The sequence below is a fragment of the Bacteroides cellulosilyticus genome (genome assembly GCF_020091405.1).
GTDB lineage: Bacteria > Bacteroidota > Bacteroidia > Bacteroidales > Bacteroidaceae > Bacteroides.
The window spans coordinates 2461241-2476049 of record NZ_CP081903.1; the positions used below are offsets into that span (position 1 = coordinate 2461241).

A 14809-nucleotide genomic window follows, 5' to 3' on the forward strand; every position below is an offset into this window, starting at 1 on the left:
ATGTTACAACCGAAAAAGACAAAATTCAGAAGACAACAAAAAGGCCGTCAAAAAGGTATTGCCCAGAGAGGTAACCAGTTGGCTTTCGGTTCTTTTGGAATTAAGGCTTTGGAAACAAAATGGATTACAGGCCGTCAGATCGAAGCTGCTCGTATTGCAGTGACAAGATATATGCAACGTCAAGGACAAATTTGGATTCGTATTTTCCCGGATAAACCTATTACCAGAAAACCTGCTGATGTACGTATGGGTAAAGGTAAAGGTGCTCCAGAGGGCTTTGTTGCCCCTGTTACTCCGGGAAGAATTATTATCGAAGCCGAAGGGGTATCTTATGAAATCGCAAAAGAAGCTTTGCGCTTAGCTGCACAGAAGCTTCCTATTACAACTAAGTTTGTTGTAAGACGTGATTATGATATTCAAAATCAAAATGCGTAATGGATATGAAAATAGCAGAAATTAAAGAAATACCTACCAATGATCTGGTAGAAAGAGTAGAGGCAGAAGTGACAAACTATAATCAAATGGTTTTAAATCATTCTATTTCTCCTTTGGACAATCCTGCTCAGATCAAACAATTACGCAGGACTATTGCGCGTATGAAAACTGAATTACGCCAAAGAGAACTTAACAATAAATGATGAGCTTGATGGAAGCAAGAAATTTAAGAAAAGAAAGAACTGGGGTTGTGCTGAGCAATAAAATGGAGAAGACCATTACAGTAGCAGCTAAGTTTAAAGAGAAACACCCCATATATGGTAAGTTCGTTAGCAAGACTAAGAAGTACCATGCTCATGATGAAAAAAATGAGTGCAATATCGGTGATACTGTACTTATTATGGAGACTCGTCCTTTGAGCAAGACTAAAAGATGGAGATTGGTAGAAATAATTGAAAGAGCTAAGTAATTATGATACAAGTAGAATCCAGAATTACAGTATGTGATAACAGTGGAGCAAAAGAGGCCCTCTGTATTCGCGTTTTGGGCGGTACGGGTCGTCGTTATGCTTCAGTGGGGGACGTGATTGTTGTTTCTGTAAAGAGCGTCATTCCTTCAAGTGATATTAAAAAAGGTGCAGTGTCTAAAGCTTTGATCGTACGTACTAAGAAAGAAATCCGTCGTCCCGATGGTTCTTATATACGTTTTGATGATAATGCTTGCGTATTGTTGAACAATGCAGGCGAGATTAGAGGTAGTCGTATTTTCGGTCCGGTAGCTCGTGAACTTCGTGCTACCAACATGAAAGTTGTGTCACTCGCTCCTGAAGTACTTTAATTTTGTAAAAGATTTAAGTAATGAGTAAATTACATATTAAAAAAGGCGATACAGTTTACGTAAATGCTGGTGAAGACAAAGGCAAAACTGGTCGTGTGTTGAAGGTTCTTGTTGATAAAAATCGTGCAATTGTTGAAGGTGTCAATATGGTGTCCAAGAGCACTAAGCCTAATGCAAAGAACCCTCAGGGTGGTATTGTGAAGCAGGAAGCTTCTATCCATTTGTCTAACTTGAATCCCGTAGATCCTAAGACGGGTAAAGCTACGCGTATCAGTCGTAAAGTAACTATTGGTGAAAACGGTAAGAAGACTATTGCACGTGTTTCTAAAAAATCAGGAGAGGAGATTAAGTAATGAGTAATACTGCAAGCCTTAAGAAAGAATATGTAGAGCGTATTGCGCCTGCATTGAAATCACAGTTCCAGTATTCTTCTTCGATGCAGGTACCCGTACTTAAGAAGATTGTTATCAATCAGGGTTTGGGTATGGCTGTTGCTGATAAGAAGATTATCGAAGTGGCAATTAATGAAATGACTGCTATTACAGGTCAGAAAGCTGTTGCAACCATTTCTCGTAAAGATATCGCTAACTTTAAGTTGCGTAAGAAAATGCCGATTGGCGTTATGGTAACTTTGCGTCGTGAGAGAATGTACGAATTTCTTGAAAAATTAGTTCGTGTAGCTCTTCCCCGTATCCGTGACTTCAAGGGTATTGAAAGTAAGTTTGATGGAAAGGGTAACTATACTCTTGGTATTCAGGAGCAAATCATTTTCCCTGAAATTAATATCGATAGTATTACCAGAATTCTCGGAATGAATATTACCTTTGTAACCTCTGCACAAACAGATGAAGAAGGTTATGCCTTGTTGAAAGAATTCGGTTTACCGTTTAAAAACGCTAAAAAAGATTGATAATATGGCAAAGGAATCAATGAAAGCACGTGAAGTAAGACGTGCTAAATTAGTAGCCAAATATGCCGAGAAGAGAGCTGCATTGAAGCAAATTGTTAGAACAGGTGATCCAGCTGAAGCTTTTGAAGCTGCACAGAAATTGCAGGAACTGCCTAAAAATTCTAATCCGATTCGTATGCACAACCGTTGCAAGTTGACTGGTCGTCCTAAAGGATATATCCGTCAATTCGGTATCTCTAGAATTCAATTCCGCGAGATGGCTTCTAACGGTCTTATTCCCGGTATTAAAAAAGCAAGCTGGTAATTTTTGTTTTAAATATTGTCAGGGTAGGCCTGATTAATTTAATTTTTTATTATATGACTGATCCAATAGCAGATTATTTGACGAGGTTGCGGAACGCTATTCAAGCAAAGCACAGAGTTGTAGAAGTTCCCGCTTCAAATTTGAAAAAAGAAATCACTAAGATTCTTTTTGAGAAAGGCTACATTCTTAATTATAAGTTTGTAGAAGATGGTCCTCAAGGTACAATTAAGGTTGCCTTGAAGTATGATCCGGTTAACAAAGTAAACGCAATTAAGAAATTGGAAAGAATCTCTTCTCCAGGTTTGCGTCAGTATACCGGTTACAAGGACATGCCGCGAGTTATTAATGGTTTGGGTATTGCTATAATATCTACTTCCAAAGGTGTAATGACCAACAAAGAAGCCGCAGAACTGAAAATTGGTGGTGAAGTTTTGTGTTATGTATATTAATAGGAGGAATTAGCAATGTCAAGAATAGGAAAATTACCCATTAGTATTCCCGCTGGAGTAACAGTTACTCTGAAAGAGAATGTGGTTACCGTGAAGGGAGCCAAAGGCGAACTTAGCCAATATATAGATCCTGCTATCAATGTTGCCATTGAAGATGGTCATGTGACTTTGAGTGAGAATGAAAATGCAATGTTGGATAATCCCAAACAAAAGCATGCATTCCATGGTTTGTACCGCTCTTTAGTTCACAACATGGTTGTTGGTGTATCTGAAGGATATAAAAAAGAATTGGAACTTGTAGGTGTGGGGTATCGTGCTTCTAATCAAGGAAATATCATAGAGTTGTCCTTGGGTTATACGCATAGTATCTTCATACAGTTGCCTCCTGAAGTTAAGGTAGAGACAAAATCTGAAAGAAATAAGAATCCTCTTATTATTTTAGAGTCTTGCGATAAACAATTGCTGGGTCAAGTTTGCTCTAAGATACGTTCTTTCCGTAAGCCCGAACCGTATAAAGGTAAAGGTGTTAAGTTTGTTGGTGAAGAAATTCGTAGAAAGTCTGGTAAATCTGCCGGCGCTAAGTAATTTACATAAAATAAGAATGTTATGACAACAAAAATAGAAAGACGAATTAAAATCAAATATAGAGTACGCAATAAAATTTCAGGTACTGCTGAACGTCCGCGTATGAGTGTATTTAGAAGTAATAAGCAAATCTACGTCCAACTTATCGACGATTTGAGTGGTAAGACTTTGGCTTCTTCTTCTTCTTTGGGTATAACAGAGAAGTTGCCGAAGAAAGAACAAGCTGCAAAGGTTGGAGAGTTGATCGCTAAAAAAGCTCAGGAAGCAGGTATTACTACTGTTGTTTTCGACCGTAATGGTTACTTGTATCATGGGAGAGTAAAAGAAGTGGCTGATGCTGCTCGTAACGGTGGACTTAAATTTTAATCATTATGGCAATTAATAATAGAGTTAAGATTACAAACGATATAGAACTGAAAGACCGTTTGGTTGCTATTAATCGTGTAACTAAAGTGACCAAAGGTGGTAGAACTTTTAGTTTCTCTGCAATTGTTGTTGTAGGTAACGAAGAAGGCATCATCGGTTGGGGTCTTGGTAAAGCTGGTGAAGTTACCGCAGCAATCGCTAAAGGAGTTGAATCAGCTAAGAAGAATCTGACGAAAGTACCTGTACTGAAGGGTACTGTTCCTCACGAACAGTCCGCTAAGTTTGGTGGCGCGGAAGTATTCATCAAGCCGGCTTCTCATGGTACAGGTGTAGTTGCCGGTGGTGCAATGCGTGCAGTACTTGAAAGTGTTGGTATTACAGACGTTTTGGCTAAGTCAAAAGGATCTTCTAATCCACACAACTTGGTGAAGGCTACTATCCTGGCGTTGGGTGAAATGCGTGACGCACGTATGGTTGCTCAAAACAGAGGAATTAGTATTGAAAAAGTATTTAGAGGATAAGGAGGAATATATGTCGACTATAAAGATTAAACAAGTTAAAAGTAGAATTGGTGCTCCGGCTGATCAGAAAAGAACTCTCGATGCACTGGGACTTCGTAAGTTGAATCGTGTGGTTGAACACGAGTGTACTCCTTCAATTCTTGGAATGGTGGATAAGGTTAAACACTTGGTTACCATTGTTAAGTAATTATTTGTTGAATATAAAACGAATTACAATATGAACTTAAGTAATTTAAAACCTGCAGAAGGATCTACTAAAACAAGAAAGAGAATTGGACGTGGTCCGGGTTCTGGCTTGGGAGGTACTTCTACCAGGGGTCATAAGGGAGCTAAATCAAGATCTGGTTATTCTAAGAAAATCGGTTTTGAAGGTGGTCAGATGCCTCTCCAACGTCGTGTTCCTAAATTCGGTTTTAAGAACATTAATCGTGTAGAGTATAAGGCTATCAACTTGGATACAATTCAGAAACTTGCTGAAGCTAAGAAGTTGGAATCAGTTGGAATTAATGACTTTATCGCTGCTGGTTTTATTTCTTCAAATCAGTTGGTGAAGGTATTAGGTAATGGAACTTTGACTACAAAGTTGGATGTGCAAGCTCATGCATTCTCTAAGACTGCTGTTGCTGCCATTGAAGCTGCTGGTGGAAGTGTAGTAAAACTCTAATTCGATGAGAAAAGCTATTGAAACATTAAAGAATATATGGAAAATTGAGGATCTGAGACAGCGGATCCTCATTACCATATTGTTTGTGGCAATCTACCGTTTTGGTTCGTACGTCGTACTGCCTGGTATTAATCCGGCTATGCTGACACAATTGCATCAACAAACAAGCGAGGGCCTCTTAGCCTTATTAAACATGTTTTCGGGAGGAGCATTCTCTAATGCATCTATTTTTGCATTAGGAATTATGCCTTATATCTCTGCTTCAATCGTTATTCAGTTGTTAGGGATTGCGGTTCCGTATTTCCAGAAACTTCAACGTGAAGGTGAGAGTGGTAGAAGAAAAATGAACCAGTATACTCGTTATTTGACGATTATTATTTTGTTGGTTCAGGCTCCTTCTTATTTGCTCAATCTTAAAATGCAGGCCGGTCCTTCCTTAAATGCTTCATTAGATTGGACTCTGTTCATGATTACCTCTACCATTATCTTGGCAGCTGGTAGTATGTTTATTTTGTGGCTTGGTGAGAGAATCACTGATAAGGGTATCGGTAATGGTATTTCATTTATCATCTTAATCGGTATTATTGCCCGTTTGCCTCAGTCTTTATTCCAGGAATTAATTTCCCGTATGACTGATAAGACAGGTGGTTTGGTTATGTTCTTAATTGAAATCGTATTCCTGTTGCTGGTAATTGCTGCTGCAATTTTGTTGGTGCAAGGTACAAGAAAAATTCCTGTACAATATGCTAAAAGAATTGTAGGTAACAAACAATATGGTGGTGCAAGACAATACATTCCTTTGAAAGTGAATGCAGCTGGCGTAATGCCTATCATCTTTGCTCAGGCAATTATGTTTATCCCTATCACCTTTATTGGTTTTTCAAATGTAGATCATGTGAGCGGTTTTGTACGTGCATTTACTGATCATACAAGCTTCTGGTATAATTTCGTATTTGCAATAATGATTATACTGTTTACGTATTTTTATACTGCAATTACGATTAACCCAACTCAGATGGCTGAGGATATGAAGAGAAATAATGGTTTCATTCCGGGTATTAAGCCGGGAAAGAAGACAGCCGAATATATTGATGATATTATGTCTCGTATAACATTGCCTGGCTCTTTCTTCTTGGCTTTGGTAGCTATTATGCCAGCGTTTGCCGGTATTTTTGGTGTGAAAGCTGAATTTGCTCAATTCTTCGGCGGTACATCTTTGTTAATTCTTGTAGGTGTGGTTCTTGATACACTCCAGCAGATTGAAAGTCACTTGTTGATGAGACATTATGACGGTCTGTTGAAATCTGGTCGTATTAAAGGACGTAGTAATGTAGCTGCATATTAATCTTTTTATAAGATGATATTTCTTAAAACGGAAGATGAAATAGAGCTGCTCCGTGAGAGTAATTTGCTTGTCGGGAGGACATTGGCTGAAGTTGCAAAACTGGTAAGGCCGGGAGTTACTACAAAGGAACTGGATAAAGTAGCGGAAGAGTTTATCAGAGATCATGGTGCTGTTCCTACTTTCAAAGGTTTTCCAAATCAATATGGTGATCCATTTCCAGCTTCGTTGTGTACATCGATAAATGAACAGGTGGTACATGGTATTCCTGGAGATATAGTACTAAAAGAAGGTGATATTGTATCGGTTGATTGTGGTACTTATATGAATGGGTTTTGTGGTGATTCTGCCTATACATTTTGTGTAGGGGAAGTAGATGAGGAAGTTCGCAAATTACTGAAGGTTACTAAAGAGGCATTATACATCGGAATAGAAAATGCCGTTCAAGGAAAACGGTTGGGTGATATCGGATATGCAATACAAGAACATTGTGAGTCCAATTCATTCGGTGTAGTGCGTGAGTTTGTTGGTCATGGTATAGGTAAAGAAATGCACGAAGACCCTCAAGTTCCTAATTATGGAAAACGTGGTTATGGAACTATGTTAAAGAAAGGTCTTTGTATTGCTATTGAACCAATGATTACGCAAGGTAGTCGCCAAATAGTAATGGAGCGTGATGGTTGGACGGTGAGAACTAAGGATTGGAAGTATGCAGCTCATTTTGAGCATACAGTGGCTGTTGGCGCTGGTAAAGCTGATATCTTATCATCGTTTGAGTTCATAGAAGAAGTATTAGGAGATAAAGCAATTTAAAAAAATAATATGGCTAAGCAATCTGCAATAGAACAAGATGGAGTTATTGTTGAAGCATTGTCTAATGCAATGTTTCGTGTTGAATTAGAAAACGGACATGAGATTACTGCACATATTTCCGGTAAGATGCGAATGCATTACATTAAAATCCTGCCGGGGGATAAAGTAAGAGTCGAAATGTCTCCTTACGATTTATCGAAAGGAAGAATTGTATTTAGATATAAATAAAATTAAGATATGAAAGTAAGAGCATCTTTAAAGAAACGTACGCCAGAATGTAAGATCGTTAGACGCAATGGCCGTTTGTATGTTATTAACAAGAAAAATCCTAAGTATAAACAACGTCAAGGATAATATTATTATTTTTGCAAAAAAAATAATTTAGTATATGGCTATAAGAATAGTTGGTGTCGATTTGCCTCAAAATAAAAGAGGTGAAGTTGCGTTGACCTATATCTATGGAATAGGTCGTAGTAGTTCAGCAAAGATTTTAGATAAAGCTGGTGTAGATAAAGACCTGAAGGTAAAAGACTGGACGGATGATCAAGCTGCCAAGATTCGTGAGATCATTGGTGCAGAATTTAAAGTAGAAGGTGATCTTCGCTCGGAAGTTCAATTGAACATCAAACGTTTGATGGATATTGGTTGTTACCGTGGTGTACGTCATCGTATCGGTTTGCCTGTAAGAGGACAGAGCACAAAGAATAATGCTCGTACTCGTAAGGGTAGAAAGAAAACCGTTGCAAATAAGAAAAAAGCTACTAAATAATAATTGTTGATATGGCAAAAAAAACAGTTGCAGCAAAGAAGAGAAATGTGAAAGTTGACGCTAATGGACAGTTGCATGTTCATTCATCTTTCAACAATATTATTGTTTCTCTTGCAAATAGTGAAGGGCAGATTATTTCTTGGTCATCTGCTGGTAAAATGGGATTTAGAGGTTCTAAGAAGAACACTCCTTATGCAGCACAGATGGCTGCCCAGGATTGTGCGAAGATAGCATTTGATCTTGGCCTGAGAAAGGTAAAAGCATATGTGAAGGGTCCAGGTAACGGACGTGAGTCTGCTATTAGAACTATTCACGGTGCAGGTATCGAAGTTACTGAAATCGTTGATGTAACTCCGCTTCCACATAATGGTTGTCGTCCTCCGAAAAGACGTAGAGTTTAAGATTTACCTTTAATAAAAATGATCTTGATTTTGTTTTTGGATTACATTAATTTCTCTCTGTAATCGCGGCTGCAACAAATTGAGTTCATGAATAAAACAATTAAAATTTAAAAGAAATGGCTAGATATACTGGACCAAAATCAAGAATAGCCCGTAAATTCGGTGAAGGTATCTTCGGAGCAGATAAAGTATTGTCAAAGAAGAACTATCCTCCCGGACAACACGGTAATTCCAGAAAAAGAAAAACTTCTGAGTATGGTGTTCAACTTCGTGAGAAACAGAAGGCCAAATACACCTATGGAGTTTTAGAGAAACAATTCCGCAACCTGTTTGAAAAGGCAGAAACAGCTAAAGGTATTACCGGTGAAATTCTGCTTCAGTTGCTCGAAGGTCGTCTTGATAACATTGTATTCCGTTTAGGTATTGCTCCTACTCGTGCAGCTGCTCGTCAGTTGGTGGGTCACAAGCATATTACTGTGGATGGTGAAGTGGTAAATATTCCTTCATTTGCAGTAAAACCGGGTCAGGTCATTGGTGTTCGTGAAAGATCTAAATCTTTGGAAGTAATTGCTAATTCACTGGCTGGCTTTAACCACAGCAAATATCCTTGGTTGGAATGGGATGATAACTCTAAGGTTGGTAAATTGTTGCATGTACCTGAAAGAGCAGACATTCCTGAAAACATTAAAGAGCATTTGATCGTAGAATTGTATTCTAAATAAAATAATTAATTTCATGGCGATATTAGCATTTCAAAAACCTGATAAAGTATTAATGTTGGAAGCGGATTCTAGATTCGGTAAATTCGAATTTCGTCCGTTGGAGCCCGGTTTTGGTATTACCGTTGGTAATGCACTACGCCGCATCCTGCTTTCGTCATTAGAGGGTTTTGCTATCACTACTATCAAAATAGATGGTGTTGAGCATGAGTTCTCTAGCGTACCGGGAGTTAAAGAGGATGTTACTAACATTATCTTGAATCTGAAACAGGTGAGATTCAAGCAAGTAGTTGAAGAATTCGAAAGTGAGAAAGTAAGTATTACAATCGAAAATTCTAGTGAATTTAAAGCAGGTGACATAGGTAAGTATTTGACTGGATTTGAAGTGTTAAATCCTGAATTAGTTATTTGTCATTTAGATTCTAAAGCAACTATGCAAATCGATATTACGATTAACAAAGGTCGTGGATATGTTCCGGCTGATGAAAACCGCGAATATTGCACGGATGTTAACGTAATTCCTATCGATTCCATTTATACACCGATACGTAATGTGAAGTATCAGATTGAACCGTTCCGTGTTGAACAAAAGACGGACTACGACAAATTGGTACTTGAGATTACTACCGACGGTTCTATTCATCCGAAGGAAGCGCTGAAAGAAGCTGCAAAGATTCTGATTTATCACTTTATGCTCTTCTCTGATGAGAAGATTACATTGGAAAGCAATGATGTGGATGGCAATGAAGAATTTGATGAAGAAGTATTGCACATGCGTCAATTGTTGAAAACTAAACTTGTTGATATGGACTTATCGGTTCGTGCCCTCAACTGCTTGAAGGCTGCCGATGTAGAAACATTGGGTGATTTGGTACAATTCAATAAGACGGATTTGCTGAAATTCAGAAACTTCGGAAAGAAATCGCTTACTGAGCTTGATGATTTGCTGGAAAGTCTGAATCTTTCGTTTGGAACCGATATTTCTAAATATAAATTAGATAAAGAATAAAAAATGAGACATAATAAGAAATTCAATCATTTAGGTCGTACTGCTTCTCACAGAAACGCGATGTTATCTAACATGGCATGTTCTTTGATTAAGCACAAAAGAATCACTACGACTGTTGCAAAGGCTAAAGCTCTGAAGAAGTTTGTTGAGCCTTTGATTACGAAGTCAAAGGATGACACGACTAACTCTCGTCGTGTTGTATTCAGCAATCTGCAAGACAAGCAAGTTGTAACGGAACTGTTCAAGGAAATCTCTGTGAAGATTGCTGACCGTCCGGGTGGTTATACTCGTATCATCAAGACAGGACACCGTCTAGGTGACAACGCTGAAATGTGCTTTATTGAACTCGTTGATTACAACGAAAACATGGCTAAGGAAAAGGTTGCTAAGAAAGCTACTCGCACCCGCCGTTCTAAGAAAGCTGCTACTGAAGCTGCTGCTCCGGCAGAAGCTCCGGTTGCTGAAGCACCGGCAGTTGAAGAGGCAAAAGCGGAAGAAGCTAAAGCTGAATAAATCGACTATTCTTTTCAATATAAAAGCCGTCTCTTGTGAAAGGGGCGGCTTTTTTACTCTGCATTCGGATATTTTGGAAGGAAAGAAGATATATCTTTCCTAAACATTCATTAAAAGGTTCTACTATTAAACAATTAAATGAAACAAACTGTTATCTTTGCAGATAGATATGGCAAAGTTTCTGAAGGTGATATTATTCCTGGTCCTTGCTACTGCCTTTTGTGGAAGTGTGAGTGATGCATTTACCGTACAGACGGTAGATGAAATGGTTATTGCCGCTCAAGTTAGTTTAGGAGAAGAGGGGAATACACAGCGAAATGATGTTCGGCAAGGAAGTTATATTCCGGCTCCGAAATTGCCATACTTGTCAGATGCAGAACTTGCAAGCTCCGCTGGAACTACTCAGTTGCTCACCTTTTCACGTGCGCAACGTTTGTATACAACAGAATATATCCTTTCGTTAAAAGACATGATAGAGCGGCTGGCTCATCGTGACGATGTACTGTCATTGCATCGCTCGAAGTTGTTTGATACCAGCACCTCTTATCGTTGCCACCCTGCGTGTGAATATTATGTATTTACGCTCAGGCGAATTATCATTTAGACGTTTGAATGAATTCAGATTTATTTGCCTTATGTGGTCATAGACTGTACGAGGTGATTATTGGTATGTTTTATCAGTTAAACTTTTATTCATTTTAAACGATTTAAATTATGGCAACTCAAGTAATTGACGCAACTATTTTTGCGTCTACACACCCCGATATCGCAAAACGCACAAGTGTCTCCGGACTAATTTTTTCAGTGGCAATGCTGCTGTTAGGTATCCTTGTATTCGCATCAACTTTTGAAGTAACTGACCGCTCATCTACGCTTAGTATGTTGTTGATGGTGTTAGGTACGGCATTTTTCCTCTTAGGAATATTCCGTTTGTTCTGGAAATCTAAAGAAGTGGTATATATTCCGACAGGAAGTATTACTAAGGAACGCAGCGTGTTCTTCGATTTGAAACACATGGGTAAGTTGAAAGAGATGATTGAAAAAGGCCAGCTTTCTATTGAAGAAGGTGTAAAGAGTGAAGGAAGCGGTAATGTACGTTTGGATGTTATACTTTCTCAAGATAATAAATTTGCAGCCGTTCAGCTGTTCCAGTTTGTGCCTTATACATACACTCCGGTAACCTCTGTACATTATTATACAGGGAATGACGCAGCAACCATATCGGCTTTCTTGGCGAAGTGTAAAGTGAACTAACCCTCAGGGTTTCTGGACTTAACTTTGAAGTTATGGGGATTAGTCGGTAACGGCTATCCCCATTTTTTTCATCAGGAAACAGGCATTCATATTCTGAGCTACTCCTTCGCGCAGACGATAAGAAAAGGTCAGTTCATTACCTGTGATGTCGGCTTCGAATCGGTAATTATGGATGTCATCAGGATAAATGTCGGCAAGCGTGCCGAGCATCAGGTCGTGAGTAGCGATGATACCATTTGCCTGTAAAGTCATGAATTGTTTGATAAGGGCGAGCGAGCCTTTCTGCTTATCCATAGAGTTGGTTCCTTTTAGAATCTCATCAAGGATGATGAAAAACTCTTCACCGGCTTGTAGTTTGTCGATGATAAGTTTCAGACGTTTCAGTTCTGCAAAGAAATAGGATTCGTTATCATTCAGGGAGTCGCTGGTGCGCAGACTGGTGATGAGCTGAACAGGATACAGTTCCATACTCCGGGCGCAAACGGGGGTGCCGATGCAAGCCAGCAAATAGTTGATGCCTACCGTACGAAGATACGTACTTTTGCCTGCCATATTTGCTCCGGTGATAATAATGAAGAAAGGACGTTTTTCTATATCAATGTCATTGCGTACACATTTGTCGCGGTTCATCAGTGGATGTCCCATAGATGCGGCGCGGAGACTGAAAGACCGGGTGGTAATAATAGGGTAGGAGTAATCCGGATGATTATAGGCGAATGTGGCCAGTGAACACAGAGCATCCATGTGAGCGATAGCTGTCAGCCAGCGTGGCAGTTCAGAAGCATATTGCTCTTTCCATCCTTCAATCTGTATGATTTTGCGGATTTCCCAGAAGAATAATCCGTTGAGGGTGGCATATATGTAGGCGTTGTTTCGCTGATCGAGTTCGTTCATAAGCTTACTTAGACGCTGGATGGAGTGAGAAGCCGTTTGTTTTTCATCACCGATCCACTCTCTCACTTCCTTCAATATCGGACTTTTCATGGGTTGGTTCTCTATAAGTCGGAGCAGATTGGCATACGTTGCTAATATCTGTAGCTTCTTTCCGTAGACAGCTTGCATTTTAGTGATTTTACTAGTGAAACAAAAGCTGGCAAAAACAAAGCATAACCATAGAATACCGAAAACTGTGAGCGGAATAATGCCTGCAATAGCCAATGCTATACATAAGATATTTATTCCACCCGCCAATAGCGGCAGCATGCGAAAGAAAATATTCTTCCGGAAGACACTGGGACTCTTAGCCCATGCCTTTAATTCATCTTCATCAGCAGCTTTTCCTTTATAGAGCAGTCCCAGAATACGGAATTCTTGTCGAAAGTTCAATTCCGATGCCAGTTCGCGAATGGCTTCCTGTCGGAATTCTATCTCTTTCTTATTTACCAGATGCGTGCCCAGCCAATTGGCTAACAAGCTTTTTCCAAGTTGCGTACAGCTACGGTTTATATACTGAAAAAGAGAATGTGGACCAAACACATCCAGGTCATAACTGTACAGGTGTGCTGGATTGATAAATTCTGCTCCGTCTTCAAAAGAGGATGTGTCATAATTCAGCGCCGAAAGTTCTTGCTCATTGATTGCTATCTTTTTTTCCAGATAATCTTTCCGGTGAAACAGCCGGTTGTGATACTTTATCAACAGGATAAAAGGCAGAAGTGTAACGGTAATGATCCCCGTTAATACTATCCAGCCTGATGACCAGAAATATATAATTCCCGCAATTCCTGCAACAAATAACAATAATCGCAGTGAGCCTATGCGGTAAATCTTGTTTTGTACTTTATTTAATTCCGAACGTCCTTCTTCAGCGATGCGCTGATAAGTGGCGGTTATTTCATTGATTGTGTCCATTCTATTGTCTCTTTGCCGCAAAGGTAAAATAAGCCTGCTTTATAACCAAATGCTTTATGCGCTTTCTCTTCTCCTAACAGAAAACTTGGCCCGGTCTTGCGCTCCTTAAGCGAACTGTCGTTTCCTTTAATGAGAACTGTGTAATACCCTAATAATCTATCGAGGTGGCAGGTTCTCGCCTTATATATCTCTTTGATGAGTATTGCTTATTTCTCCAGTTACTCGCAACTTTGAAGCGTATTATGCAGTACAGAGATAAGCCCAAGTATAAATATGCATGAACATAAATCTGCCGTAATTGCATTTTTCTTTTCAATAATTTGCTCTTCTTGGATAAATAATGTAACTTTCGCTCAGATAAAACTGTTTTAGAAAGAAAAGCTTGGGGTATGAAAAGGTGGTGGTTATTAGGCATATTCGGATTATTGGTTGCTTTGCATGGGAGCGCCCAGCAAGTGATATATGCCAATTTGAAGGAACTGGTGGAAGATCGTGGCGACACACTCTCCACATTGAAGATAGAGAAGCGCTCCAAGAATCAGATTTTACTGATGGGGGGTGCTGACTATCGCGTCTCGGTAGATGACAATCCCGGTCTCTGCCGATATTTGAAATCCCGTTGTTATGCGGTGAGGGCTGACTCGGCGTTATACGTCAACTGTAAGAAAGTGCGTTATAAACGTTTCCGTTTCGGCGGTTGGTATGCCCCTGCCACTTGGATACAGGGGAAAATTTATTTCTATGCACAGCCTGTAGGTTCTGTGGCGGCAAGTACCACACAGCCTGCCGACGCTACGAAGCTGGGTGGAGATGTCGGTACGGCCATTGCCGCTTCGGGGCTGGTCAATGCGCGGGTTTATTATGAACTGAATCCGGAAACGGGTAAAGTAGAATTCGTAGGAAAAGACAAAATGCTACAGCTACTGAAAAATGAGCCGGAACTTCTGAACGCCTTCTTACAGGAAAGCAGTGAAAGTGCGGAAGTTACAGGTAAATACTTACTACGCTTAAAATGACTAAATGATAAATAAATCCCGGTATCACTTGTTGATATCGGGATTTATTTC

Annotated in this window: 26 protein-coding genes; 25 read left to right on the forward strand and 1 reads right to left on the reverse strand. The window is 39.5% G+C overall.

What is annotated here, in order from left to right; all coding sequences use genetic code 11:
- The 24 genes from rplP (at nucleotide 1) to K6V21_RS08660 (ending at nucleotide 11891) form a co-directional block, all read left to right on the forward strand.
- Entirely contained in the window at nucleotides 1-435 is a 435-nt protein-coding gene (rplP, locus tag K6V21_RS08545; RefSeq protein WP_007212073.1) for a 50S ribosomal protein L16, read from the forward strand.
- 5 nt (nucleotides 436-440) lie between these two features.
- Nucleotides 441-638, forward strand: coding sequence for a 50S ribosomal protein L29 (gene rpmC / locus K6V21_RS08550; protein ID WP_007212074.1), 198 nt, complete (start codon nucleotides 441-443; stop codon nucleotides 636-638).
- Nucleotides 635-904 (forward strand): 30S ribosomal protein S17, encoded by a 270-nt coding sequence (rpsQ, locus tag K6V21_RS08555; protein ID WP_007212075.1) that lies wholly within the window; start codon nucleotides 635-637, stop codon nucleotides 902-904. Before rpmC ends, rpsQ begins: the two co-directional genes overlap by 4 nt.
- Before the next feature lie 2 nt (nucleotides 905-906).
- A complete protein-coding gene (rplN, locus tag K6V21_RS08560) occupies nucleotides 907-1272 on the forward strand; it encodes a 50S ribosomal protein L14 (RefSeq protein WP_007212076.1) in 366 nt (121 codons plus the stop codon).
- Between the two features lie 20 nt (nucleotides 1273-1292).
- Complete coding sequence (gene rplX, locus K6V21_RS08565; protein ID WP_044263537.1) at nucleotides 1293-1625, forward strand: 50S ribosomal protein L24; 333 nt, start codon at nucleotides 1293-1295, stop codon at nucleotides 1623-1625.
- Nucleotides 1625-2182: a 50S ribosomal protein L5 gene (gene rplE / locus K6V21_RS08570; protein ID WP_044263536.1), complete on the forward strand. Its 558-nt coding sequence runs from the start codon at nucleotides 1625-1627 to the stop codon at nucleotides 2180-2182. Before rplX ends, rplE begins: the two co-directional genes overlap by 1 nt.
- Before the next feature lie 4 nt (nucleotides 2183-2186).
- On the forward strand, nucleotides 2187-2486 hold the full coding sequence (gene rpsN / locus K6V21_RS08575) for a 30S ribosomal protein S14 (protein WP_007212079.1): 300 nt from the start codon (nucleotides 2187-2189) through the stop codon (nucleotides 2484-2486).
- A gap of 53 nt (nucleotides 2487-2539) precedes the next feature.
- Nucleotides 2540-2935, forward strand: coding sequence for a 30S ribosomal protein S8 (gene rpsH, locus K6V21_RS08580; RefSeq protein ID WP_004291226.1), 396 nt, complete (start codon nucleotides 2540-2542; stop codon nucleotides 2933-2935).
- A gap of 15 nt (nucleotides 2936-2950) precedes the next feature.
- Nucleotides 2951-3520 (forward strand): 50S ribosomal protein L6, encoded by a 570-nt coding sequence (gene rplF / locus K6V21_RS08585; RefSeq protein WP_217713532.1) that lies wholly within the window; start codon nucleotides 2951-2953, stop codon nucleotides 3518-3520.
- Between the two features lie 21 nt (nucleotides 3521-3541).
- Complete coding sequence (gene rplR / locus K6V21_RS08590; protein ID WP_149949724.1) at nucleotides 3542-3886, forward strand: 50S ribosomal protein L18; 345 nt, start codon at nucleotides 3542-3544, stop codon at nucleotides 3884-3886.
- 5 nt (nucleotides 3887-3891) lie between these two features.
- Nucleotides 3892-4407, forward strand: coding sequence for a 30S ribosomal protein S5 (rpsE, locus tag K6V21_RS08595; protein ID WP_007212082.1), 516 nt, complete (start codon nucleotides 3892-3894; stop codon nucleotides 4405-4407).
- 10 nt (nucleotides 4408-4417) lie between these two features.
- Nucleotides 4418-4594, forward strand: coding sequence for a 50S ribosomal protein L30 (gene rpmD, locus K6V21_RS08600; RefSeq protein WP_005929058.1), 177 nt, complete (start codon nucleotides 4418-4420; stop codon nucleotides 4592-4594).
- 30 nt (nucleotides 4595-4624) lie between these two features.
- Complete coding sequence (gene rplO, locus K6V21_RS08605) at nucleotides 4625-5071, forward strand: 50S ribosomal protein L15 (RefSeq protein WP_007212084.1); 447 nt, start codon at nucleotides 4625-4627, stop codon at nucleotides 5069-5071.
- Nucleotides 5072-5075: 4 nt separating this feature from the next.
- Nucleotides 5076-6416, forward strand: coding sequence for a preprotein translocase subunit SecY (gene secY, locus K6V21_RS08610; protein WP_007212085.1), 1341 nt, complete (start codon nucleotides 5076-5078; stop codon nucleotides 6414-6416).
- Between the two features lie 12 nt (nucleotides 6417-6428).
- A complete protein-coding gene (gene map / locus K6V21_RS08615) occupies nucleotides 6429-7226 on the forward strand; it encodes a type I methionyl aminopeptidase (RefSeq protein ID WP_217713533.1) in 798 nt (265 codons plus the stop codon).
- Nucleotides 7227-7235: 9 nt separating this feature from the next.
- On the forward strand, nucleotides 7236-7454 hold the full coding sequence (gene infA, locus K6V21_RS08620) for a translation initiation factor IF-1 (protein ID WP_002558052.1): 219 nt from the start codon (nucleotides 7236-7238) through the stop codon (nucleotides 7452-7454).
- Between the two features lie 9 nt (nucleotides 7455-7463).
- The gene (ykgO, locus tag K6V21_RS08625) at nucleotides 7464-7580 is read left to right on the forward strand and encodes a type B 50S ribosomal protein L36 (protein ID WP_002558051.1); all 117 of its coding nucleotides are present in this window, start codon (nucleotides 7464-7466) and stop codon (nucleotides 7578-7580) included.
- Between the two features lie 34 nt (nucleotides 7581-7614).
- Nucleotides 7615-7995, forward strand: a complete 381-nt coding sequence (rpsM, locus tag K6V21_RS08630) for a 30S ribosomal protein S13 (protein WP_007212087.1) — start codon at nucleotides 7615-7617, stop codon at nucleotides 7993-7995.
- Nucleotides 7996-8006: 11 nt separating this feature from the next.
- Nucleotides 8007-8396 carry a 30S ribosomal protein S11 gene (gene rpsK, locus K6V21_RS08635; RefSeq protein WP_007212088.1) on the forward strand — a complete coding sequence of 130 codons (390 nt, stop codon included), beginning with the start codon at nucleotides 8007-8009 and terminating at the stop codon, nucleotides 8394-8396.
- 116 nt (nucleotides 8397-8512) lie between these two features.
- Nucleotides 8513-9118, forward strand: a complete 606-nt coding sequence (rpsD, locus tag K6V21_RS08640; RefSeq protein WP_007212089.1) for a 30S ribosomal protein S4 — start codon at nucleotides 8513-8515, stop codon at nucleotides 9116-9118.
- 13 nt (nucleotides 9119-9131) lie between these two features.
- A complete protein-coding gene (locus K6V21_RS08645; RefSeq protein WP_007212090.1) occupies nucleotides 9132-10124 on the forward strand; it encodes a DNA-directed RNA polymerase subunit alpha in 993 nt (330 codons plus the stop codon).
- Nucleotides 10125-10127: 3 nt separating this feature from the next.
- Nucleotides 10128-10637 carry a 50S ribosomal protein L17 gene (gene rplQ / locus K6V21_RS08650; protein WP_044263525.1) on the forward strand — a complete coding sequence of 170 codons (510 nt, stop codon included), beginning with the start codon at nucleotides 10128-10130 and terminating at the stop codon, nucleotides 10635-10637.
- A 169-nt stretch (nucleotides 10638-10806) separates the two neighbouring features.
- Nucleotides 10807-11241, forward strand: a complete 435-nt coding sequence (locus K6V21_RS08655; RefSeq protein WP_217713534.1) for a hypothetical protein — start codon at nucleotides 10807-10809, stop codon at nucleotides 11239-11241.
- Nucleotides 11242-11351: 110 nt separating this feature from the next.
- Nucleotides 11352-11891, forward strand: a complete 540-nt coding sequence (locus K6V21_RS08660; RefSeq protein WP_224321504.1) for a hypothetical protein — start codon at nucleotides 11352-11354, stop codon at nucleotides 11889-11891.
- 39 nt (nucleotides 11892-11930) lie between these two features.
- Here K6V21_RS08660 and K6V21_RS08665 read toward each other — a convergent pair whose 3' ends face one another.
- Nucleotides 11931-13742 carry a MutS family DNA mismatch repair protein gene (locus K6V21_RS08665; RefSeq protein WP_224321505.1) on the reverse strand — a complete coding sequence of 604 codons (1812 nt, stop codon included), beginning with the start codon at nucleotides 13740-13742 and terminating at the stop codon, nucleotides 11931-11933.
- 389 nt (nucleotides 13743-14131) lie between these two features.
- On the opposite strand from K6V21_RS08665, the gene K6V21_RS08670 reads away from it, so the two are divergent.
- The gene (locus K6V21_RS08670; protein WP_007212098.1) at nucleotides 14132-14758 is read left to right on the forward strand and encodes a DUF6563 family protein; all 627 of its coding nucleotides are present in this window, start codon (nucleotides 14132-14134) and stop codon (nucleotides 14756-14758) included.
- Nucleotides 14759-14809 lie beyond the last annotated feature (51 nt).